16 protein-coding genes and 3 rRNA genes are annotated in these 22,862 nt (G+C 66.1%); 12 read left to right on the plus strand and 7 right to left on the minus strand.

Going from position 1 to position 22,862, the window contains the following annotated elements:
- The first annotated feature begins 221 nt into the window (after positions 1–221).
- The 4 genes from OG579_RS00005 to glsA all read left to right on the plus strand — a co-directional run bounded on the left by OG579_RS00005 (position 222) and on the right by glsA (position 6,925).
- Positions 222–1,737: ribosomal RNA gene (locus tag OG579_RS00005) — 16S ribosomal RNA — on the plus strand.
- 318 nt (positions 1,738–2,055) lie between these two features.
- Positions 2,056–5,194, plus strand: a 23S ribosomal RNA gene (locus tag OG579_RS00010).
- A gap of 134 nt (positions 5,195–5,328) precedes the next feature.
- Positions 5,329–5,445, plus strand: a 5S ribosomal RNA gene (gene rrf, locus OG579_RS00015).
- The 16S, 23S and 5S rRNA genes sit together here, the layout of an rRNA operon.
- 67 nt (positions 5,446–5,512) lie before the next feature.
- Positions 5,513–6,925: a glutaminase A gene (glsA, locus tag OG579_RS00020; RefSeq protein ID WP_328857652.1), complete on the plus strand. Its 1,413-nt coding sequence runs from the start codon at positions 5,513–5,515 to the stop codon at positions 6,923–6,925.
- 12 nt (positions 6,926–6,937) lie between these two features.
- On the opposite strand, the gene OG579_RS00025 is transcribed toward glsA, so the two are convergent.
- Positions 6,938–7,534 (minus strand): NUDIX hydrolase, encoded by a 597-nt coding sequence (locus tag OG579_RS00025; protein ID WP_328857653.1) that lies wholly within the window; start codon positions 7,532–7,534, stop codon positions 6,938–6,940.
- Between the two features lie 80 nt (positions 7,535–7,614).
- On the opposite strand from OG579_RS00025, the gene nucS reads away from it, so the two are divergent.
- Positions 7,615–8,298, plus strand: a complete 684-nt coding sequence (nucS, locus tag OG579_RS00030) for an endonuclease NucS (protein ID WP_045822361.1) — start codon at positions 7,615–7,617, stop codon at positions 8,296–8,298.
- Between the two features lie 3 nt (positions 8,299–8,301).
- On the plus strand, positions 8,302–8,589 hold the full coding sequence (locus tag OG579_RS00035) for an ATP/GTP-binding protein (protein ID WP_328857654.1): 288 nt from the start codon (positions 8,302–8,304) through the stop codon (positions 8,587–8,589).
- Positions 8,590–8,638: 49 nt separating this feature from the next.
- On the opposite strand, the gene OG579_RS00040 is transcribed toward OG579_RS00035, so the two are convergent.
- Positions 8,639–9,718 (minus strand): hypothetical protein, encoded by a 1,080-nt coding sequence (locus tag OG579_RS00040; RefSeq protein WP_328857655.1) that lies wholly within the window; start codon positions 9,716–9,718, stop codon positions 8,639–8,641.
- A 140-nt stretch (positions 9,719–9,858) separates the two neighbouring features.
- Entirely contained in the window at positions 9,859–10,338 is a 480-nt protein-coding gene (gene mce / locus OG579_RS00045) for a methylmalonyl-CoA epimerase (protein WP_045822310.1), read from the minus strand.
- A 102-nt stretch (positions 10,339–10,440) separates the two neighbouring features.
- On the opposite strand from mce, the gene OG579_RS00050 reads away from it, so the two are divergent.
- The 5 genes from OG579_RS00050 (at position 10,441) to OG579_RS00070 (ending at position 14,656) form a co-directional block, all read left to right on the plus strand.
- Positions 10,441–11,628 carry an acetyl-CoA C-acetyltransferase gene (locus tag OG579_RS00050; protein ID WP_328857656.1) on the plus strand — a complete coding sequence of 396 codons (1,188 nt, stop codon included), beginning with the start codon at positions 10,441–10,443 and terminating at the stop codon, positions 11,626–11,628.
- A gap of 96 nt (positions 11,629–11,724) precedes the next feature.
- On the plus strand, positions 11,725–12,084 hold the full coding sequence (locus tag OG579_RS00055) for a DUF3817 domain-containing protein (protein ID WP_408068787.1): 360 nt from the start codon (positions 11,725–11,727) through the stop codon (positions 12,082–12,084).
- 48 nt (positions 12,085–12,132) lie between these two features.
- Positions 12,133–12,438 carry a thiamine-binding protein gene (locus OG579_RS00060; protein WP_328857658.1) on the plus strand — a complete coding sequence of 102 codons (306 nt, stop codon included), beginning with the start codon at positions 12,133–12,135 and terminating at the stop codon, positions 12,436–12,438.
- Complete coding sequence (locus OG579_RS00065; RefSeq protein WP_328857659.1) at positions 12,435–13,688, plus strand: MFS transporter; 1,254 nt, start codon at positions 12,435–12,437, stop codon at positions 13,686–13,688. Before OG579_RS00060 ends, OG579_RS00065 begins: the two co-directional genes overlap by 4 nt.
- 50 nt (positions 13,689–13,738) lie before the next feature.
- On the plus strand, positions 13,739–14,656 hold the full coding sequence (locus OG579_RS00070; protein ID WP_328859098.1) for a tetratricopeptide repeat protein: 918 nt from the start codon (positions 13,739–13,741) through the stop codon (positions 14,654–14,656).
- A 14-nt stretch (positions 14,657–14,670) separates the two neighbouring features.
- On the opposite strand, the gene glgB is transcribed toward OG579_RS00070, so the two are convergent.
- The 4 genes from glgB to OG579_RS00090 all read right to left on the minus strand — a co-directional run bounded on the left by glgB (position 14,671) and on the right by OG579_RS00090 (position 22,452).
- Positions 14,671–16,848 (minus strand): 1,4-alpha-glucan branching protein GlgB, encoded by a 2,178-nt coding sequence (gene glgB, locus OG579_RS00075; RefSeq protein ID WP_328859099.1) that lies wholly within the window; start codon positions 16,846–16,848, stop codon positions 14,671–14,673.
- Between the two features lie 62 nt (positions 16,849–16,910).
- Positions 16,911–18,929, minus strand: coding sequence for a maltotransferase domain-containing protein (locus OG579_RS00080; protein ID WP_045822315.1), 2,019 nt, complete (start codon positions 18,927–18,929; stop codon positions 16,911–16,913).
- A gap of 152 nt (positions 18,930–19,081) precedes the next feature.
- Positions 19,082–21,142: an ATP-dependent DNA helicase gene (locus tag OG579_RS00085; RefSeq protein WP_328857660.1), complete on the minus strand. Its 2,061-nt coding sequence runs from the start codon at positions 21,140–21,142 to the stop codon at positions 19,082–19,084.
- Positions 21,139–22,452 (minus strand): nicotinate phosphoribosyltransferase, encoded by a 1,314-nt coding sequence (locus OG579_RS00090; protein ID WP_328857661.1) that lies wholly within the window; start codon positions 22,450–22,452, stop codon positions 21,139–21,141. Before OG579_RS00090 ends, OG579_RS00085 begins: the two co-directional genes overlap by 4 nt.
- Before the next feature lie 89 nt (positions 22,453–22,541).
- Here OG579_RS00090 and clpS point away from each other — a divergent pair, with 89 nt between their 5' ends.
- Positions 22,542–22,859, plus strand: a complete 318-nt coding sequence (gene clpS / locus OG579_RS00095) for an ATP-dependent Clp protease adapter ClpS (RefSeq protein WP_045822318.1) — start codon at positions 22,542–22,544, stop codon at positions 22,857–22,859.
- The last annotated feature ends 3 nt before the right edge of the window (positions 22,860–22,862 follow it).

The following is a 22,862-nucleotide window of genomic DNA, read 5'->3' on the forward strand; positions in this document are numbered from 1 at the left end:
TGGGTGTGTGTTCTTTGAGAACTCGATAGTGTGTTGATGGATTGTTTATGCCATTTTTTGTGGTGTCGGTTTTGAGTCCGGCACTGTTTTTTGTTGATGCCGCCCTTTTTGGGGTGGTTGTCAGTTGTTTTTTTGGTTGGGATTTTTTCTCTGCTGGGAAGATTGTGTTGAAATCCGCGTTGCCTTCTCTTTTTGGGGGGGTGCGTGTTTTTCTCTGGTTTTTCATGGAGAGTTTGATCCTGGCTCAGGACGAACGCTGGCGGCGTGCTTAACACATGCAAGTCGAACGGAAAGGCCCTTCGGGGTACTCGAGTGGCGAACGGGTGAGTAACACGTGGGTGATCTGCCTCGTACTTTGGGATAAGCCTGGGAAACTGGGTCTAATACCGAATATGACCTCTGGATGCATGTCTGGTGGTGGAAAGTTTTTCGGTACGAGATGGGCCCGCGGCCTATCAGCTTGTTGGTGGGGTAATGGCCTACCAAGGCGACGACGGGTAGCCGGCCTGAGAGGGCGACCGGCCACACTGGGACTGAGACACGGCCCAGACTCCTACGGGAGGCAGCAGTGGGGAATATTGCACAATGGGCGCAAGCCTGATGCAGCGACGCCGCGTGAGGGATGACGGCCTTCGGGTTGTAAACCTCTTTCACCAGGGACGAAGAGTGATTGACGGTACCTGGAGAAGAAGCACCGGCCAACTACGTGCCAGCAGCCGCGGTAATACGTAGGGTGCGAGCGTTGTCCGGAATTACTGGGCGTAAAGAGCTCGTAGGCGGTTTGTCGCGTCGTTCGTGAAATCTTGATGCTTAACATCAAGCGTGCGGGCGATACGGGCAGACTTGAGTACTACAGGGGAGACTGGAATTCCTGGTGTAGCGGTGAAATGCGCAGATATCAGGAGGAACACCGGTGGCGAAGGCGGGTCTCTGGGTAGTAACTGACGCTGAGGAGCGAAAGCGTGGGTAGCGAACAGGATTAGATACCCTGGTAGTCCACGCCGTAAACGGTGGGTACTAGGTGTGGGTTCCTTTTCACGGGATCCGTGCCGTAGCTAACGCATTAAGTACCCCGCCTGGGGAGTACGGCCGCAAGGCTAAAACTCAAAGGAATTGACGGGGGCCCGCACAAGCGGCGGAGCATGTGGATTAATTCGATGCAACGCGAAGAACCTTACCTGGGTTTGACATACACCAGAAAGCTGTAGAGATACAGCCCCCCTTGTGGTTGGTGTACAGGTGGTGCATGGCTGTCGTCAGCTCGTGTCGTGAGATGTTGGGTTAAGTCCCGCAACGAGCGCAACCCTTGTCCTGTATTGCCAGCGGGTTATGCCGGGGACTTGCAGGAGACTGCCGGGGTCAACTCGGAGGAAGGTGGGGATGACGTCAAGTCATCATGCCCCTTATGTCCAGGGCTTCACACATGCTACAATGGCCGGTACAGAGGGCTGCGATACCGTGAGGTGGAGCGAATCCCTTAAAGCCGGTCTCAGTTCGGATCGGGGTCTGCAACTCGACCCCGTGAAGTCGGAGTCGCTAGTAATCGCAGATCAGCAACGCTGCGGTGAATACGTTCCCGGGCCTTGTACACACCGCCCGTCACGTCATGAAAGTCGGTAACACCCGAAGCCGGTGGCCTAACCCTTGTGGAGGGAGCTGTCGAAGGTGGGATCGGCGATTGGGACGAAGTCGTAACAAGGTAGCCGTACCGGAAGGTGCGGCTGGATCACCTCCTTTCTAAGGAGCAAACAACATGCCTGTTTCGTGGCCGTTTGTGTCACGGTGGGTGTTTGTTCATTGGGTGAAACATAAACAAGCTTCTGCTGCTACAACATCATGTTGTGGTGGTGGGGGTGTCGTGCCTGGGTGACTGGGTGCGGGGTCAACACACTATTGGGTCCTGAGAGAACACACGTTCTTTCTGATGCTCATCATTGCGCTGCCTTGGAAGCAGCCGGCCGTGGGTCGGTGGGGTGTGTGGGTGGTGGGTGTGTGTTGTTTGAGAATTGCACAGTGGATGCGAGCATCTTTATTTTTTGAATGTTTTGTAGGTTGTTGTAAGTGTGTAAGGGCGTACGGTGGATGCCTTGGTACCAGGAGCCGATGAAGGACGTGGTAGGCCGCGATAGGCCTCGGGGAGCTGTCAAACGAGCTGTGATCCGAGGGTGTCCGAATGGGGAAACCCAGCACCCGTGATGGGGTGTTACCCACTGCTGAATGTATAGGCGGTGTGGAGGGAACGTGGGGAAGTGAAACATCTCAGTACCCACAGGAAGAGAAAACAACAGTGATTCCGTGAGTAGTGGCGAGCGAAAGCGGAAGAGGCTAAACCATGCAGATGTGATACCCGGCAGGGGTTGTCTGTGTGGGGTCGTGGGGTTCATCTTCTCAGTGCTGCCGTGCTGGGGGTGAGTAAAAAAATCACATGCTAGGTGAAGTGGCCTGGAATGGTCTGCCGTAGACGGTGAGAGTCCGGTAGCTGAAAGTGTGTGGTCTCACTTGATGGGTTCCCAAGTAGCAGCGGGCCCGTGAAATCTGCTGTGAATCTGCCGGGACCACCCGGTAAGCCTGAATACTCCCTGGTGACCGATAGCGGACTAGTACCGTGAGGGAAAGGTGAAAAGTACCCCGGGAGGGGAGTGAAATAGTACCTGAAACCGTGCGCCTACAATCCGTCAGAGCCGTTGGGTCCTTTGGTGGGCCGGTGGTGATGGCGTGCCTTTTGAAGAATGAGCCTGCGAGTTAGTGGCACGTCGCGAGGTTAACCCGTTGTGGGGTAGCCGTAGCGAAAGCGAGTCTGAATAGGGCGACCTTCAGTGGCGTGTTCTAGACCCGAAGCGGAGTGATCTACCCATGGCCAGGGTGAAGCGTCGGTAAGACGACGTGGAGGCCCGAACCCACTTCAGTTGAAAATGGAGGGGATGAGTTGTGGGTAGGGGTGAAAGGCCAATCAAACTCCGTGATAGCTGGTTCTCCCCGAAATGCATTTAGGTGCAGCGTCGCATGTTTCTCACTGGAGGTAGAGCTACTGGATGGCGGATGGGCCCTACAAGGTTACTGATGTCAGCCAAACTCCGAATGCCAGTGAGTGAGAGTGCGGCAGTGAGACTGCGGGCGATAAGGTTCGTAGTCGAGAGGGAAACAGCCCAGATCGCCGGCTAAGGCCCCTAAGCGTGTACTAAGTGGAAAAGGATGTGGGGTCGCGAAGACAACCAGGAGGTTGGCTTAGAAGCAGCCACCCTTGAAAGAGTGCGTAATAGCTCACTGGTCAAGTGATCCTGCGCCGACAATGTAGCGGGGCTCAAGTACACCGCCGAAGCCGCGGCACTCACACAAGACACTCCAGCGGATCTACGGGTCTGTTGGTGGTGGTGTGGGTGGGTAGGGGAGCGTCCTGCACCCAGGGAAGCCACGGAGTGATCCAGTGGTGGAGGGTGTGGGAGTGAGAATGCAGGCATGAGTAGCGAAAGCGAAGTGAGAAACTTCGCCGCCGAATGATCAAGGGTTCCTGGGCCAGGCTAATCCGCCCAGGGTGAGTCGGGACCTAAGGCGAGGCCGACAGGCGTAGTCGATGGACAACGGGTTGATATTCCCGTACCCGTGTTTCCGCGCCCGTGATGAATCACATGTACTAACCATCCAAAACCGCCGAGAAGACCTTCGGGTCTCGAGTGTGGGGCTGCATGGGACCTTGTGTGGTAGTAGTCAAGCGATGGGGTGACGCAGGAAGGTAGTGGGGCCAGTCAGTGGTTGTACTGGTGTAAGCCTGTAGGGCGAACGGTAGGCAAATCCGCCGTTCACATAGCCTGAGAGGTGATGCGTAGCCGATTGAGGCGAATTCCATGATCCTATGCTGCCGAGAAAAGCCTCTAGCGAGTGGTGACACGGCCCGTACCCCAAACCAACACAGGTGATCAGGTAGAGAATACTAAGGCGATCGAGAGAACTGTGGTTAAGGAACTCGGCAAAATACCCCCGTAACTTCGGGAGAAGGGGGGCCATTGCTGGTGACGACTTTTGCGGTCTGAGCTGGTGGTGGTCGCAGAGACCAGAGAGAAGCGACTGTTTACTAAAAACACAGGTCCGTGCGAAGTCGTAAGACGATGTATACGGACTGACGCCTGCCCGGTGCTGGAAGGTTAAGAGGACCGGTTAATCCTTCGGGGTGAAGCTGAGAATTTAAGCCCCAGTAAACGGCGGTGGTAACTATAACCATCCTAAGGTAGCGAAATTCCTTGTCGGGTAAGTTCCGACCTGCACGAATGGCGTAACGACTTCTCTGCTGTCTCAACCACAGACTCGGCGAAATTGCAGTACGAGTAAAGATGCTCGTTACGCGCGGCAGGACGAAAAGACCCCGGGACCTTCACTATAGTTTGGTATTGGTGTTCGGTTCGGTTTGTGTAGGATAGGTGGGAGACTGTGAAACCCGCACGCCAGTGTGGGTGGAGTCGTTGTTGAAATACCACTCTGATCGTATTGGATACCTCAACCTCGGACCATGATCTGGTTCAGGGACAGTGCCTGATGGGTAGTTTAACTGGGGCGGTTGCCTCCCAAAATGTAACGGAGGCGCCCAAAGGTTCCCTCAGCCTGGTTGGCAATCAGGTGTTGAGTGTAAGTGCACAAGGGAGCTTGACTGTGAGACGGACATGTCGAGCAGGGACGAAAGTCGGGACTAGTGATCCGGCACCGGCAAGTGGAAGCGGTGTCGCTCAACGGATAAAAGGTACCCCGGGGATAACAGGCTGATCTTCCCCAAGAGTCCATATCGACGGGATGGTTTGGCACCTCGATGTCGGCTCGTCGCATCCTGGGGCTGGAGTAGGTCCCAAGGGTTGGGCTGTTCGCCCATTAAAGCGGCACGCGAGCTGGGTTTAGAACGTCGTGAGACAGTTCGGTCTCTATCCGCCGCGCGCGTAAGAAACTTGAGGAAACCTGTCCCTAGTACGAGAGGACCGGGACGGACGAACCTCTGGTGTGCCAGTTGTTCCACCAGGAGCACGGCTGGTTAGCTACGTTCGGAAGGGATAACCGCTGAAAGCATCTAAGCGGGAAGCCTGTTCCAAGATGAGGTTTCTCACCACCATTGCGTGGTTAAGGCCCCCCACAGACCATGGGGTTGATAGGCCAGAACTGGAAGCCCAGTAATGGGTGTAGGTGACTGGTACTAATCGGCCGAGGACTTACAACACATAAAACCCGCAAACAGTTTTCAACTGATACAAGCGTGTTACGCATCCACTGTGCAATATCTGAAACAACACACGACCCCTGATAAAGGATCGTGACCACCCCACCACGTGGGGTGTGACGGTTTCACATTGTTACGGCGGCTATAGCGGAGGGGAAACGCCCGGCCCCATTCCGAACCCGGAAGCTAAGCCCTCCAGCGCCAATGGTACTGCACCCTAATCAGTGTGGGAGAGTAGGACACCGCCGAACACAACTTGTATCGAGGCCCCGAAGACATCGTCTTCGGGGCCTCGGTCATTTCTGCTTGGATGGCCCCATGGCGTCCGTGGTCGAGACCTATCTGCACCGCATCCAGTCCGCGTGCACCCCGATGGACGCCGGCACACTCGCCGATTACATCCCTCAGCTCGCGGCGGTGGACCCGGACCGATTCGGTGTGTCGGTGGTCGTGCACGACGGTCACGTCTACTCGGTCGGCGACAGCACCATCGAGTTCACCATCCAGTCGATATCGAAGGCACTCACCTACGCATTGGCACTCCGTGAACGTGGATTCGACGACGTCGACGCGCAGATCGGTGTCGAACCCTCCGGTGAGGCGTTCAACGAGATCAGCGTCGACCACCGGACGCGTCGTCCCCGCAACCCCATGATCAATGCCGGCGCCATCACCGCGACAGCGCTGCTCCTGCAGCGCCCGCACGACGACGAGGGCACTCGCGATGACTCCGGCACAGCGGTGGACGAGGCGTTCGCGCTCATCCTCGAGTTCTATTCCGGCTGCGCCGGGCGACACCTGACCATGGACGACGAGGTATATCGGTCCGAGATGGCGACCGGTTCCCGGAACCGGGCAATCGCCTACATGTTGGAGAGCTTCGGGGTGTTTCCCTCCGATCCCGAGGCGGCGGTCGACCTCTACGTACGGCAGTGTTCGGTGACGGTGACCTCCGACGACCTCGCCGCCATCGGGTCCACTCTCGCCAACGGTGGGGTGAACCCTCGAACGGGTCGTCGGATGCTCGACACCGCGGTCACGCGGCGTGTGTTGAGCGTGATGACCACATGCGGGATGTACGACGGAGCCGGCGACTGGGTCACGACCGTGGGATTACCGGCCAAGAGCGGGGTCGGCGGTGGGATCCTCGCGGTGCTACCCGGTCAACTGGGTATCGGCGTGTATTCGCCCCGGCTCGACGAGCACGGCAACAGCGTTCGCGGCGTCGAGGCGTGTCGACACCTCTCCGACGATCTGGGCCTGCACATGTTCAACGTCGCACGCGAGAGCCGTGTGACGATTCGTTCGACCTACGACGGGCACGAGCTCGACCTCGGTGCCGGTCGGTCGGAGGTCGAGCGCGCCTACCTCCGGGCCCATCGGCATCGTGTTCGGGTGTTGGAACTCCAGGGTGACCTGACGTTCTCCGGCGCCGAGAGTGTCGTCCGCCGTGTGGAGTCGTTGCGCCCCGACGCCGATGTCATCCTGATCGACCTCACCCGGGTCGGGGTGATCGATGACGTGTCGCGCCGGTTCATCGTGGGCCTGCGCGCCACGCTGTTGGCCGACGACACCGAATGGGTGATCGTCGACCCCGACGGTGTGGTGGACGCCGGGGCCCGGCAGACCGCCCGATCCGCCGCGGCCGACGCCCCGGTCTCGTCGATGGCCGAGGCCATCGAGCGTGCCGAGGACATCCTCCTCAAGAGGGCCGCCGACCGCACCGCCTGACCGACCGCATCATCAGGCGTCGTACACCGACAGGCAGGCCCAGGCGGCCAGGGTCTGTGCATCGACGACGCCGCCTGTCCGGATCGCCTCGACGATCTCGTCTCGTGTCCACCACCGGCCGAGCAGGTCCTGCTCCTCGTGTTCGAGGCGTGCGGTCCCCGGTCGGGGATCGTCGGCGAGCACCACGGCCGAACGCTGGGAGGTGAAGCCCGGTGCGACGTCGATGACCGACAGGACCCTGAGGTCGTCGGACTCCAATCCGGTCTCCTCGAGCAGTTCTCGCCGCGCAACAATGAGTGCGTCGTCGCTGTCGGGGGAGGTCCCGGCGGGGAACTCCCAGCGTCGCGCCGACACCGGGTAGCGGAACTGCTCGACGAGGTAGAACTGCACGACGTCGTCGTGTGTGCGACGTGCGATCACCACCGCGCCGAGTGGTCGGTCGACCACACCGAAGATCCCGGCGGTGCCGTCACGCCGACATATCTCGTCCTCACGCACCGACATCCACGCATTGCGGTAGACCTCCCGCGAGGTCACGGTCGCGACGTCGACGGGGGTGGCGTCTGCAGCGGTCGGGTCTGGGGACTGGCGGTCGGTCGGCACGTCCACAGCATCACCTCCGACGCGCGCCGCCCACAAGCGGAGAGCCGGTGCGATGACCGGCGGTGCATGCACCCTAAGGTGAGGTGGTGCGTCTGGTGATCGCTGAGTGCCAAGTGGACTACGTGGGTCGGCTGACGGCCCATCTGCCCATGGCGCGTCGGTTGCTGTTGATCAAGAACGACGGTTCGGTCAGCGTGCACGCCGACGACCGTGCCTACAAGCCGCTGAACTGGATGAGTCCACCGTGCTGGCTCGTCGAACACCCGGCGCCTGCCGAGAGCGACGCCTCGGCGTTGTGGGTGGTGACCAACAAGGCCGGCGAGGAACTACGGATCCTGCTCGGACAGATCCATCACGACTCCGTCCACGAGCTCGGCGTCGATCCGGGATTGATCAAGGACGGCGTGGAAGCGCACCTACAGGAACTGCTCGCCGAACACGTCGGGACCCTGGGCCCGGGCTACACCCTCATCCGTCGCGAGTACATGACCGCCATCGGCCCGGTCGACCTGCTGTGTCGCGACGCCGCCGGTCGCACGGTGGCCGTGGAGATCAAGCGTCGCGGCGAGATCGACGGCGTCGAGCAACTCACCCGCTACCTGGAGCTGCTCAACCGCGACACGACCCTGGCCCCCGTCGCGGGGGTCTACGCCGCGCAGCTGATCAAGCCGCAGGCACGCACGCTCGCCGAGGACCGCGGCATCCGCTGCCTGGTGCTCGACTACGACGCGCTCCGGGGAACCGAGAGCACCGAGTTCCGTCTCTTCTGAGCCGTGCCCAGACATAACAGGCGCGATCGGGGAACGCCACCGACACCACCGTCCGGCGCCCTGCACCGGGTGGAGCGCGGTCCGGCCGGCCTCGGCATCGACCACCACGTCCGTCCGATCCCGGGGTCGCGCGCCACGAAGCCCTACCTGTGCCCGGGGTGCCGTCAGACGATCGCCCCGGGAACCGCCCATGTGGTGGCCTGGCCGGTCGACGACCCCGACGGCGAGGACCGGCGCCACTGGCACACCGGCTGCTGGAACGGCCGCATCACGCGCACCGGATACCGCTGACCCAGGACCTGCGCCGCCTACCGAGAGCGAAGGTCGACAGAACGGGGTGTCAGCGCGTCGATTCGCTGAGATCGGCCTGCGCCCCGGCCGTGTCGCCGCCACGACCGTCGTCGGTGGAGCGCACGACCTTGGCGTCGTCTGACAGGCCCCGGTTGAGCAGATCGGTGCTGTCGGTGTCGACGACATCCTTCTCGTCCTCGAGCTCGGAGAGCAGTCGCGGCAGGTCGTCGAGATGCGTGCGGACCTCGGTGAGCTGGGCCAGCATGCGCGAGCGGAGTTGCCGGGCGCTCTCGACGAGTTCGCCGGACCGGGTGACGCGCTCGGTCGCGATCGAACGTGACTGTGCGAGAAGGCGTTCGGATTCCGCGTTCGCGTTGTCGATGAGTTCGCGCGCGGTGGTCTCGGAGCTGATCTCGAGTTCCTTGATGGCCTGCACGGCCTTGTCGCGGCGGGCGGCCATCGTGACGTCGAAGTCCTCCTGGACCCGCTCGCGCTCGCGGCGGGCCTGCACGTCGATCTCCTCGGCCTCGGCACGGGCGTTCGCGACGATCCGCTCGGCCTCGAGACGCGCGGCCTTCATGGTCCGCTTGTGCTCGGCCTCCATCGCTGCGGTGCGTTCGGCGATGAATGTCGCGTTGGCCTCGCCGGCCGCACGGGCCTCGGCCTCGAGGCGCGTCGCGTCGCCGCGCAGGCGCTGCGCCTCGACCTTCGCCGACGCGAGCTGGGAATTGGCCTCCTCGGAGGCGTCCTCACGCAGCTGCGCGGCCTCTTGTCGGGCCACCGACAGGAGTTCTGCGGACTCCGACTGGGCGTCGGCCCGCATCTCCGACGCCTCGTCGGCGGCGAGCTGCAGCATCCGCGAGATGCGGTCGCTCATGCCCTGGGCGGTGGTGACCGGAACCGACAACGAGTCGACCTCGCGCCGCAGTTGCTCGACCTCGTCGCGCGCGTCGTCGAGGTGCTCGGCGAGTTCACGGGCGTTGGCGGCCGCGGCGTCCCGATCGGCGGCGATGACGCGCATCTCGGCGTCGGTGCGGGCGAAGAACTCACCGACCTGTTCGCGGTCGTACCCGCGCATCGCGATGGCGAACGGCAATCCGGACGACGAGGTGTGGGTCTGATCGGACATGCGGAGGAGTTTACGCGGAGCGGGTCGCGCTCAGACGTCCAGTGCGGCTGAACCGGACGATCGGCCGACCACCGTTGGAGGTCGTCCCATGAGGTCGCGCGCCCGCGGTGACGGGTCCCCGGCGCGGCAGCGGGACGTCGTCAGTGCGCGGCCGGTTCGACCAGCTCGAGCAGCACCCCGCCGGCGTCCTTGGGGTGGACGAAGTTGATACGCGACCCGGCCGTGCCCCGACGCGGTTGTGGGTAGAGCACACGCAGGCCGGCGTCGGTGAGTCGTCGCACCACCTCGTCGAGATCGGTGACCCGCACGGCGAGTTGCTGCAGTCCCGGACCGTTGCGGTCGATGAACTTCGCGATCGTCGACGACTCGTCGATCGGGGACAGGAGTTGGATCTGGGTGCCGCCGGTCGCCGGTGCGTCGGCCGGACCGACCATGGCCTCCACGACTCCCTGTTCGGTGTTCTCCTCCTGATGCAGACACCCGAAACCGAGGTGGTCGGCGTACCAGGTCTTGGCCGCCTCGAGGTCGGGTACCGCGATGCCCACATGGTCGACCGCGGTGACGAGATCGCCGATCAGGGCGGTGGGACCTGAGGCGGGGTTCGGTGCTGGTGAGACCATCGGACAACGGTAGCGTTGGAGTGTCGGTGGCACCACACGCACCACATCGCCCTGCCATCGGTCGGCCCGCCCCGGGTCGCCACATCTTCTCGAGAGGTCGCCATGACATCGGTCATCGTCGCCGGAGCGCGCACACCCGTCGGACGCCTGATGGGCTCGCTGAAGGACTTCAGTGCCGTCGATCTCGGCGCCATCGCCATCCGCGGTGCCCTCGAGAAGGCGAAGGTGCCGGCGTCGGCCGTCGAGTACGTGATCATGGGCCAGGTCCTGACCGCCGGCGCAGGCCAGATGCCTGCCCGTCAGACGGCGGTCAAGGCGGGCATCGGGTGGGACGTCGCCGCGCTGACCATCAACAAGATGTGTCTGTCCGGCATCGACGCCATCGCACTCGCCGACCAGCTCATCCGTGCGGGCGAGTTCGACTGCATCGTCGCCGGTGGCCAGGAGTCGATGACCCAGGCGCCGCATCTGCTCCCGGGGAGTCGCGGCGGGTTCAAGTACGGCAACACCGAACTCGTGGACCACATGGCCTTCGACGGCCTCTTCGATCCGTTCACCGACCAGCCGATGGGCGCGTTGACCGAGCAGGAGAACGACCGCGTCACCTACACCCGTGAGCAGCAGGACGAGTTCGCCGCGCGGTCGCATCAGCGCGCCGCGACCGCCTGGAAGAACGGTCTGTTCGCCGACGAGGTCGTTCCCGTCTCCATCCCGCAGCGCAAGGGCGACCCGATCGAGTTCGCCGAGGACGAGGGCATCCGCGCCGACACCACCGCCGACTCGCTGGGGCGGCTGAAGCCGGCGTTCCGCAGGGACGGCACCATCACCGCGGGCAACGCCTCACAGATCTCCGACGGTGCAGCCGCCGTGGTCGTGATGAGCAAGGAGAAGGCGACCGAGCTGGGGCTGGAGTGGCTGGCCGAGATCGGGCCGCACGGCGTGGTGGCCGGACCGGACTCGACGCTGCAGGCGCAGCCGGCCAACGCCATCGCCAAGGCCTGTGCGCGTGCGGGCATCAGCCCGACCGACCTGGATCTCATCGAGATCAACGAGGCGTTCTCCGCGGTCGGACTCGCCTCGACCGATCAGCTCGGCGTGGACCCGGAGATCGTCAACGTCAACGGCGGCGCGATCGCCATCGGGCATCCCATCGGCATCTCCGGCGCCCGGATCACGTTGCACCTGGCCCTGGAGCTGGCGCGACGTGGCGGCGGCACCGGTGCCGCGGCGCTGTGTGGGGCGGGTGGGCAGGGCGACGCCCTCATCGTCACCGTGCCGAAGGCGCGATAGGGCGACTGTGCCGAAGGTGCGGTAGGGCGACCGTCCCGAGGCGCGACCGAGGTCTGTACTACACGCGGTAGTAAATCGCGGGTGCGTTCGGGCACAATGGTGGGCATGGAATCCTTCTTCGACCTGCGGACCACCGCCAAGCGTTTCCGATTCGTGGCCGTGCTCGAGGCCATCACCTGGTTGGCGCTGCTCATCGCGATGTTCTTCAAGTGGGTCCTGGGGCACACCGAGGCGGTCGCCGTTCCCGGCATGGTGCACGGCATCGTCTTCGTGGTGTTCGTGATCGTGTCGCTGCTGACGGCGATGTCGTTGAAGTGGGCGGGGAAGGTGACGCTCCTCGCGCTGATCTCCAGCATCCCGCCGTTCGGCACGATCGTGTTCGAGCGTTGGGCCGTTCGCCACGGTCACCTCGCCGAGCTGTCGGACACCGGCACGACCACTGCGCGCGTCGCCTGAGCGCACACCCGGTTGCGGCGGCGGTCGGACCCGTGTGACCGTGGGGTCATGATCGTCGCCTTCAGTGTCTCCCCGTCCGGTGCCGACTCGGTGGACGCCGACGGTGGCATGAGTGAGGCGGTGGCCGCCGCGGTCCGCGTGGTCCGTGCGTCCGGCGTGACGCACCAGACCACGGCGATGTTCACCTATCTCGAGGGCGACTGGGACGAGGTGATGGCCGTCGTGCGCGATGCCACCGACGCCGTCGCCGCCCTGGCACCGCGGGTGTCGCTCGTCCTCAAGGCCGACATCCGGCCGGGTTTCGACGGTCAACTTGCCGCGAAGGTCGAACGGATCGAGAGTCACCTGCGATGACGGTCGCCCCCGGCGACACCCTCACGCGGACCCTGCGTCGGCGCCGCATCGCGGTGTCCGCGGTGTTCGGCATCAACGGGTTGCTCGCCTCGATGTGGGTGTCGCACATCCCGGTCATCTCCGACCGGACCGGCGTCGACCACAACACCCTCGGCGGGCTGCTCCTCATCCTCGGCGGGGCCGCGTTCCTGGGCATGCAACTGTGCGGTCCGATCGTCGACCGATGGGGGTCGCGTGGGCTGATCGTCACCGCCGCCGTCGTGCTCGCCGCCGCCACTCTCGGCCCGATCCTGTCGCACTCGGCATGGCAGCTCGCCCTGTCGCTGGCCGTGTTCGGACTCGCCAACGGATCGATCGACGTCGCGATGAACTCCCAGGCCGTCGTCGTCGAGCAGTCCTACCGGCGTCCGATCATGTCGTCGTTCCACGCCTACTTCTCGCTCGGAGGCGTGATCGGCTCCGGCATCGCCGCGGCCGCCCTGTTCGCCGACGTCCCGGTGATCCTCACCGTGAGCATCGTCGCGGTGCTGTCCGTCGTCGCGATCCTCGGCGTGCGGCCCTCCCTCGTCGTCGGATCGGCGCGGACCGACGACGGTCCGGCCGACGCGGGCGCCAACAAGCGCTTCCCGCCGGGACGTCGACTGCGCATCGCGCTCATGGCGGTCGTCGCGTTCGCACTCATGCTGGCCGAGGGCACCGCCTACGACTGGAGTGCGCTGCACCTCGTCGAACGATTCGGCACCACCGACGCCGCCGGGGCGGTCGCCTTCGGCGCGTTCAGCGCGACGATGCTCATCGGTCGCTTCGCCGCGGACTCCGTCACCGCCCGGTTCGGTCCGGTCGCGGTGGTGCGCGCCGGCGCCGCGACCGCTGCGGTCGGCATGGCCGTCGTGATCTGTGCGCCCGTCCCCGCTGTGGCGATCGTGGGGTGGGCGGTCTTCGGCGTCGGCGTGGCGGGCGGTGTCCCGCAGCTGTTCACCGCCGCGGGCAACGTCACCGACCAACCCAGTGGACGGGTCATCTCGACCGTCGTGGGCAGCGGGTACCTGGGGATGCTCGCGGGGCCGGCACTCATCGGGTTCATCAGCCACGAGACCACCCTCGGCTCGGCGCTGTGGCTCGCGGCGGCAGCGATGCTGTTCGCGTGTCTCGCCGGTTCGGTGGTGCGTCGACCGGCGTCGGCGTCGGCGGAGGGGACCGCACGACGGGATGGAACACCGTCGGCGGGGCGTGCCAAAATGGACGTGTGACCCGACCCCAACCACGTCAGCAGGCCGCGGCCGTCGCGCGCGCCGCCGCCATGACCGGAGCCGTCGACCTGTCGGTTCTCAAGGAGCGCGCCGACGCCGCTCGGAACCGCCCCGCGACACCGCAGGCCCCGCGCCCGCCCGCCGGCAACGACGGTGCAGGGACCGTGGCCGCGGTACCCGCCGTCGTCGAGGTCACCGAGGCCACGTTCGAGGCCGAGGTCATCGCGCGTTCCGACCAGGTGCTCGTGCTGGTCGATCTGTGGGCCACCTGGTGCGAGCCCTGCAAGCAGCTCTCCCCGTTGCTCGAGCGTCTCGCCGAGGAGGCGAGCGGGCAGTGGATCCTCGCGACCATCGACATCGACGCCAACCCCCGTATCGCGCAGGCCTTCGGTGTGCAGTCGGTACCCACAGTCGTCGCGATCGCGCAGGGGCAGCCCGTCGCCGCGTTCCAGGGTGTCCAGCCCGCCGCCCAGATCACCGCGTGGGTCGACGAGATCCTCGCCAAGGTCGGTGACCGCCTGACCGGTCTGCCCGCCGCCGATGGTGCCGAGGCGCCCGATCCGGTCGACCCGCGGATGGCCGAGGCGGAGTCGAAGCTCGACGAGGGTGACTTCGACGGCGCGCTCGCCGCGTATCAGGCACTGGCCCAGGCCGAACCGGGCAACGTCGAGGCCGCCTCGGCCGCCCGCAACATCGAGTTCGTCATCCGGGCGCAGGCCGCCGACCCCTCCGTGGTCGACACCGCCGCACCCGACGACATCGAGGGTCAGTTCGCCGCGGCCGACGTCCTGCTGCTCAACCAGCGACCCGACGACGCGTTCGACCGGCTCATCGCGCTGGTGCGCGCGACCTCCGGCGACGACCGCTCGGCGGTCCGCACACGCCTGCTGTCCCTCTTCGAGCTCTTCGATCCGTCGGAGCCGTTCGTCGTGTCCGCCCGTCGCAAGCTCGCCAGCGCCCTCTACTGAGACCGATCGGTGGGTCAGCCGGCGGGCTGGATCCAGATGGCGCCGTTGGCGGGCAACGTCATCCGCGCCGAGGTGGGACGCCCGTGCCACGGGTCGCCGTCGGCGACGATCGAGCCCATGTTGCCCTCGCCGGTCCCGCTGTAGTGCGGGGAATCGGTGTTGAGCACCTCGGTCCACCGGCCCGCCGTGGGCAACCCGACCCGGTAGTCGGTCTGGGTGACGCCGGAGAAGTTGAACACGCAGGCCAGAACGCTGCCGTCGGAGCCGAAGCGTAGGAAGCTGATGATGTTGTTCGCGGTGTCGTTGGCGTCGATCCACGAGTAGCCGTTGGGTGTGGTGTCCTGCGTGTAGAGCGCCGGGGTCTCGCGGTAAACCCGGTTGAGGTCGGCGACCAACGACTCGATCCCGGAGTGCAGTTCGCCCTCCCAGCCGGAGCGCTGGTCCCAGTCGAGGCTGCGCTCCTCCGACCACTCGGCCACCTGCCCGAAATCCTGGCCCATGAACAGCAGTTGCTTGCCCGGGTGAGCCCACATGTACGCCAACGTGACCCGGACGCCGGCGGCTTTGGCGTGCGAATCGCCGGGCATGCGGGTCCACAGCGTCCCCTTGCCGTGCACCACCTCGTCGTGGCTGATCGGCAGCACGAAGTTCTCGCTCCACGCGTACATGAGCGAGAACGTGATCTCGTGATGGTGGTGGCTGCGATGGATCTGATCGCGCCCGAGGTATCCGAGCGTGTCGTGCATCCAGCCCATGTTCCACTTCATCGTGAACCCGAGTCCGCCGAGATTGGTGGCGCGGGTGACACCGGGCCACGACGTCGACTCCTCGGCGATGGTCACCACGCCCGGATGATGTTTGTGGACGGTGGCGTTCATCTCCTGGAGGAACTGCACGGCCTCGAGGTTCTCGCGTCCGCCGTAGATGTTCGGACTCCACCCGCCGTCGGGGCGCGAGTAGTCGAGGTAGAGCATCGAGGCGACGGCGTCGACACGGAGACCGTCGATGTGGAACTCCTCGAACCAGTACAGCGCGTTCGCGACGAGGAAGTTGCGGACCTCGTTACGCCCGAAGTCGAAGACGTATGTGCCCCAGTCGAGTTGCTCACCACGCTTGGGGTCGCTGTGCTCGTAGAGCGGCAGACCGTCGAACCGCGCCAGCGCCCAGTCGTCCTTGGGGAAGTGGGCAGGCACCCAGTCGACGAGGACGCCGATGCCCAGTGCGTGCAGATGGTCGACGAACGCCCGGAAGTCGTCGGGGCTGCCGAAGCGCGACGTCGGCGCGTAGTACGACGTGACCTGGTAGCCCCACGAGCCGCCGAACGGGTGCTCGGCGACGGGGAGCAACTCGACGTGCGTGTAGCCCATGCGAGAGACGAATTCGCCGAGCTCGGTGGCCAGTTCGCGATAGTCGAGGCCGACACGCCATGATCCGAGGTGCACCTCGTAGACGCTCATCGGCTCGTCGGTCGGGGTCGACGACGCGCGCCGCACGGTCCACGCGTCATCGGTCCACCGGTGATCGCTCTCGGCGACGACCGACGCCGTCGACGGTGGCACCTCGGTGCACCGCGCCATCGGGTCGGCCTTCTCGCGGGTGACGCCATCGCTGCCGACGATCCGGAACTTGTAGCGGGTCCCCGGGCCGATGTCGGGGACGAAGACCTCCCACACACCACTCGACCCCAGCGACCGCATCGGGGTCGAGCGACCGACCCAGCCGTCGAACGACCCGATGACGGTGATCCCGCGGGCGTTGGGAGCCCACACCGAGAACGCCGTGCCGGTGACGGTGCCGTCGGGGGTGTCGTAGCTGCGCCCGATCGCACCGAGGATGTCCCACAGTCGTTCGTGACGCCCCTCGGCGAAGAGGTGCAGATCGAGCTCACCGAGGCTGGGGAGGAAGCGGTATCCGTCGGCGACGACGAAATCCGTTGTCCCACCGGCAGCGTCGGGGTAGCTGACGCGGTAGCGATAGTCGATGAGATCGACGATGGGCACCGCGGTGACGAACAGTCCCTCGGACTGGTGGCGGAGAGGGAACTCCTCGCCACCGATGATCGCGACCACTGCCGATGCGTCGGGACGCAGGGTGCGCAGGATGGTGTGTCCGGGCGCGGGATGCGCGCCGAGCACCGAGTGCGGATCATGGTGGATCCCCGTGCGCAACAGGTGCAGATCCTGCGCGGACATCGCCGGGTCCACGGGGTCGGCCGCCGCGGTCGGTCGGTGCGGGGTGGGGGGATCGACTGTGCTCACGAGGTGATGTCCTTCGGGGGGAGACGAAACGCCAGGCGCGCCGCGACGTCGGCGGGCAGCGGTGGCAGGGCGACGATGTGGGCGACCGCGCGCCACGGCTCGAGCCGGACGTAATTCGCCTGCCCCCAGTGGAAATGCTCACCGCTGACCTCGTCGACACCGGAGAAGCGGTCGTTCCAATCGTGTCCGAGGGACGGCATGTCGAGCCACACCGTCGACTCCTCGGCGCCGAACGGGTTGAGGTTGACGACGATCACGACGCGGTCGCCGGTGGTCGGGTCGACCTTCGAGTAGGCGATCAGTGCGTCGTTGTCGACGTGATGGAAGGTGATGTTCCGCAGTTGCTGCAGGGCGGGGTGGCGCCGTCGGATCTCGTTGAGCGAGGTGATCCACGGTTCCAGCGAGTCACCCCGCGACGATGCCGCCTTGAAATCGCGCGGCCGCAACTCGTACTTCTCGGAGTCGAGGTACTCCTCGCTGCCGGGGCGCACGGCCTGTCCCTCGAACAACTCGTACCCGCTGTAGACGCCCCACGTGGGCGCGAGAGTCGCTGCGAGCGCTGCCCGCAACGCGAACATCCCCGGCCCGCCGTGCTGCAGGCTCTCGTGCAGGATGTCGGGGGTGTTGACGAAGAGGTTGGGGCGCGCCTCGTCGGCATGCGCGGCGATCTCGGTGCCGAACTCGGTGAGCTCCCACTTCGCCGTCCGCCACGTGAAGTAGGTGTACGACTGCGTGAAGCCGAGCTTGGCCAGCCCGTAGAGCCGCGCCGGACGGGTGAAGGCCTCGGACAGGAACAACACGTCCGGATCGCGTTTCTTGACCTCGGAGATCAGCCACTCCCAGAAGTCCGGCGGCTTGGTGTGCGGGTTGTCGACCCGGAAGATCTTGACCCCCACCGACACCCAGTAGAGGACGACGGCGAGCACCGCCCGGTAGATGCCTGCCCGGTCGTCGTCGAAGTTGAGGGGATAGATGTCCTGGTACTTCTTCGGCGGGTTCTCGGCGAACGCGATCGTCCCGTCGGGCTGCACGTAGAACCACTCGGGGTGCTCGGCGGCCCACGGGTGGTCGGGCGCGCACTGCAATGCGAGGTCGATCGCGACCTCCATCCCGAGTTCGGAGCTGCGCGTCAGGAAGTACCGGAAGTCGTCGACACTGCCCAGTGCCGGGTGGATCGCGTCGTGGCCGCCGTCGGCCGAACCGATCGCCCACGGCGATCCGACGTCCTCGGGGCCGGGGGTCAGAGTGTTGTTCGGGCCCTTCCGGTTCATCAGACCGATGGGGTGGATGGGCGGTAGGTAGACCACGTCGAACCCCATGTCGGCGATTCTCGGCAGGTCCTCGGCCGCGGTGAGGAAGGTCCCGTGGACCGGTCGGCCCTCGTTGTCCCACCCGCCGGTCGAGCGCGGGAACAGTTCGTACCAGGCGCCGAACAGGGCTCGCGTCCGATCGACCCACACGCGGTATGAGCGGCTCTTGGTCACGAGGTCGCGGACCGGGTACTCGTCGAGCACGGCGACGACCTCGGGCGACAGTGCGGGGCGGACACGGACGGCCACCTCGTGGTCCGAGCGCAGGGCGTCGACGGCATCGGCGATGAGGGTGTGGTGGTCGGGACCGACCAGCTCGAGGGCGCGGTCGAGGAGTCGGGCCCCGACCTCGAGATCGTTGGCGAGCTCCTCGGGGCCCTGACCGGCCGCGAGCTTCTTGGTGACCGCCGAGTTCCAGGTGGTGTAGGGGTCGCTCCACGCGTCGATCCGGAAGCTCCAGTAGCCGACCTCGGTGGGTGTGAACGCCGCGTTGTAGGTGTCGGGTTCGTGCGCGGCGGACATGCGGCGTTCGATCACCATCCCGCGGCGGGGGCCCTCGGCGTGCAGTGTCGCCGCGACGGCGTCGTGTCCCTCGCGCCACACGGTCGCGCTGACCGGGAAGAACTCTCCCACAACCGCTTTGGCAGGAAACTGTCCGGCGTCGATCACCGGCGCGATGTCGTCGATGCCGATGCGCCCGATCACCCGTTGGCCACCCTTCGTGCTCTTCGGTCGCGCCGCGACAGGTGTCGGACGCGCTCACGCTCGCTCTCGCGTGGGTCGCCTCCAACCGTAGGGGATCGGCGGGCGTTTGGCGCCAGGACTCCCCACCGGGTCGGCGACACGCGCCGTTGGCATCAGCCGGCGGTGGTGGGCTCGCTCTGCAATCGGGTCAGCGCCGCGCGGACCACGGCGGGATCGGTGGTCTGCCAGAACGGCGGGAGCGATGCGCGCAGGTAACCGCCATAGCGCGCGGTCACCAGTCGGGGGTCGAGTATCGCCACGACCCCCCGGTCGTCGGTCGCGCGCAGCAGCCGCCCCGCGCCCTGGGCGAGCAGCAGGGCGGCGTGGTTCGCCGCGACGGCCAGGAACCCGTTGCCGCCGCGGGCTGCGACCGCGCTCTGGCGGGCGATGAGCAGGGGATCGTCGGGCCGAGGGAACGGGACGCGGTCGATCAGCACCAACGACAACGACGGGCCCGGTACATCGACGCCCTGCCACAGCGACAGCGTGCCGAACAGACAGGTGGCCTCGTCGGCGGCGAACTGCTCGATCAGCGTGCCGGTGGCGTTCTCGCCCTGGCACAGGATCGGGGTGTCGATGCGCGTCCGGACCGCGGCCGCGGCCTCCTTCGCCGCACGCATGGAGGAGAACAGGCCGAGGGTGCGTCCGCCGGCGGCGGTGATGAGCTGCACCATCTCGTCGAGGGTCGCCTCGGCGATCGACGCGCGACCCGGCGGGTCGAGATGGGCGGCGACGTAGAGGATCGCGCAGCGGCGGTAGTCGAACGGCGACCCGACGTCGAGGCCCTGCCACCGGATGGTGTCGCCGTCGGCCGGTGTCGGGGTGCCGGTGGCCGTGAGGTCGGAGAGGACGGCCGCCGACGCGTCGGCGCCGCGGCCGGAGATCGGCAGCCCCCAGTTGGCGGCAAGGCTGTCGAAGGTGCCGCCGACGGTCAGAGTCGCCGACGTCAGCACCGCGGTCGCCTCGGCGAACAGCGACGACCGCAGCAGTCCACCCACCGACAGCGGCGCGATCCGCAGGGTCCGCCGGCGTTCGTCGCGCACCAGGTCCTCGGCGATCCACACGACGTCGCGACGCTTCGACTCGTCGGGTTCGTCGAACGCACCGAGCAGTCGGACGGCGTTGTCGTGGAGGTCGTCGAGAGCGGTGATCGCCGCCGAGCGTGCAGCGGCACCGGTCGAATCGGTGCCGTCCCGCGCCGGGCCGATCGCCGAGCGTGCCCGCCACAAGCGGTCGCGCAGGGCGGCGAACGTGGCCCCGGCGCCGTCGGGCAACGACGTCCAGCGTCCCGGTGCGGTCGACTCGAGCAGCGCGGCGACGAGTTCCCCGGCGCCGTGGATGTCGTCGACCAACTCCTCGTCGATCAACTTCGAGCACCGCCTCGCGACGCCGGCGACCGTCGACGAGGCGATCTCCGCGGTCGCGACCGAGGTGATCCGGTCGACGAGTTCGTGCGCCTCGTCGACGATCACGACATCGTGTTCGGGCAGGACGTTGAACCCGCTCATCGCGTCGATCGCGAGCATGGCGTGGTTGGTCACCACGACGTCGGCGGCCGACGACCGACCGCGGGCGAGCTCGGCGAAGCAATCGGTGCCGTAGGAGCAGTTGGCCGCACCGAGGCACTCCCGCGCGGTCACGCTGACCTGCCGCCACGACCGGTCCATCACCGCGGTCGGGAGGTCGTCGCGGTCACCGGACTCGGTGTCGCTGACCCATTCGCGCAGACGCACCACCTCGCGGCCCACCCGGGAGGTGGTGAACGGGTCGAACAGTTCCTCGGTCTGCTCCTCTGCCTCGCCGGAGTGGATCTTGTTGAGGCATATGTAGTTCGCGCGGCCCTTGAGGATCGCGAAGCTCGGTTCGCGGCCCAGCGGCTTCCGGAGCGCGGTGGCCAGGCGGGGCAGGTCGCGGTCGATCAGCTGTCGCTGCAGCGCGATCGTCGCCGTCGACACCACCACGGTCGAACCGGACTCGACGGCGTGCCGCAGTGCCGGCACGAGGTAGGCGAGTGACTTGCCGGTACCCGTACCGGCCTGGACGGCCAGGTGCTCGCCGGTGTCGATCGCGTTCGCGACCGCCGACGCCATGGCGAGCTGCCCGTCGCGGTGGCGACCGCCGAGGGCCGACACCGCCGAGGCGAGAAGTTCGGTGACCGGGGGGAGTGCGGTCACGGAAGGGCGAAGCGGGTCGGGACCGCGGGCTCACCCGACGACAGGCTCAACCCCTCCCACGGCAGGCTGACGAGTGCGGACGCGAGATGCTCTCGACTGTCGGTGATCGACGGCAGGTCGTCGACCGGTTCTCCGCCCCGCACCAGCGGGATCTGGAGAGCGGTGGTGGTGAGTCCGTCGGTGTGGGGGACCGGTGACCCCGCCGGGTGGATGATCTCCTCGACGATGGTGCCGGTGTCGCGCGCGGCGCGCGAGGCGGACTTGGCCCCTCCGCGGGACTCCTTGTGGCTGGACCGTTTCGCCACACCCACGCCGTCGACCTCGACCAGCTTGTAGACCATGCCCGCGGTCGGCGCGCCGCTGCCGGTGACCAGTTGCGTCCCCACGCCGTACGCGTCGACCGGCTCGGCGCGCAGCGCGGCGATCGCGTACTCGTCGAGATCGCCGGAGACCACGATGCGTGTGTTCACCGCGCCGAGGTCGTCGAGTTGGGCGCGCACCTGACGGGCGAGCACGCCGAGGTCACCGGAGTCGATGCGCACGCCTCCCAGTCCGGTGCCGGCCACCTCGACCGCGGTCGCGACCCCGCGGGTGATGTCGTAGGTGTCGACGAGCAGCGTGGTGCCCACCCCCAGCGCCGCGATCTGGGCGGCGAAAGCGGCCCGTTCCCCGTCGCCCGTGCCCCCGCCGAGCCCGACATGGGCCAGGGTGAAGGAGTGCGCGCTGGTCCCCGCGCCGGGGACCCCGTACCGGCGGGTCGCCTCGAGATTCGACGTCGACGCCATGCCCGCGATGAACGCCGCGCGGGCGCACGCGACGGCCGCCGACTCGTGGGTGCGGCGCGATCCCATCTCGATGATCGGGCGGGAACCCGCGGCGGTCACCATCCGGGCCGCGGCGGAGGCGATCGCGCTGTCGTGGTTGAGGATCGACAGCGCCAGAGTCTCGAGCACGACCGCGTCGGCGAAGGTGCCCCGCACCGACAGGATCGGTGACCCGGGGAAGAACAACTCGCCCTCGCGGTATCCGTCGATGTCGCCCGAGAAGCGGTAGGAGCGCAGCCAGTCGAGGGTCGCGTCGTCGACGACGTCGGCGAGGCTGCGCAGCTGCTCCTCACCGAACCGGAAACCGGCCAGCGCCTCGATCAGCCGTCCGGTCCCGGCGACGACCCCGTAACGACGGCCGTCGGGTAGGCGCCGCGCGAACACCTCGAACGTGCAACGACGCCGCGCCGTACCGTCGCGCAGAGCTGCCGAGACCATGGTCAGCTCGTAGCGATCGGTGAACATGGCTGTGTTGTCGATGCTCACAATCACCTACCCTGGGGGCCATGCGCGGACTGATGACGACCGCACGATTCCGAGGAGTTCGGACTCCGAGGCGGGATCGGCGAGCGCCGATGCCGACTTTCGGTTCTGACGAGGCTACCCCGGCCGGTACCGCGGTCGCCGACCCCGACACGGCCGAGACGGACACCGAGATCGACCGTCCCTGGGTCACCATCGTGTGGGACGACCCGGTCAATCTGATGCGCTACGTCACCTACGTGTTCCAGAAGCTGTTCGGCTACTCCGAGACCAAGGCGTCGGAGCTGATGATGCAGGTGCACAACGAGGGTCGGGCCGTGGTGTCCAGCGGCGACCGCGACTCGATGGAGCTCGACGTGCGCAAACTGCACGCCGCGGGGCTGTGGGCGACCATGCAGCGCGACAGCTGATCG

Source organism: Williamsia herbipolensis, from assembly GCF_036153515.1.
In the GTDB taxonomy this organism is placed as follows: Bacteria; Actinomycetota; Actinomycetes; order Mycobacteriales; family Mycobacteriaceae; genus Williamsia_A; species Williamsia_A herbipolensis.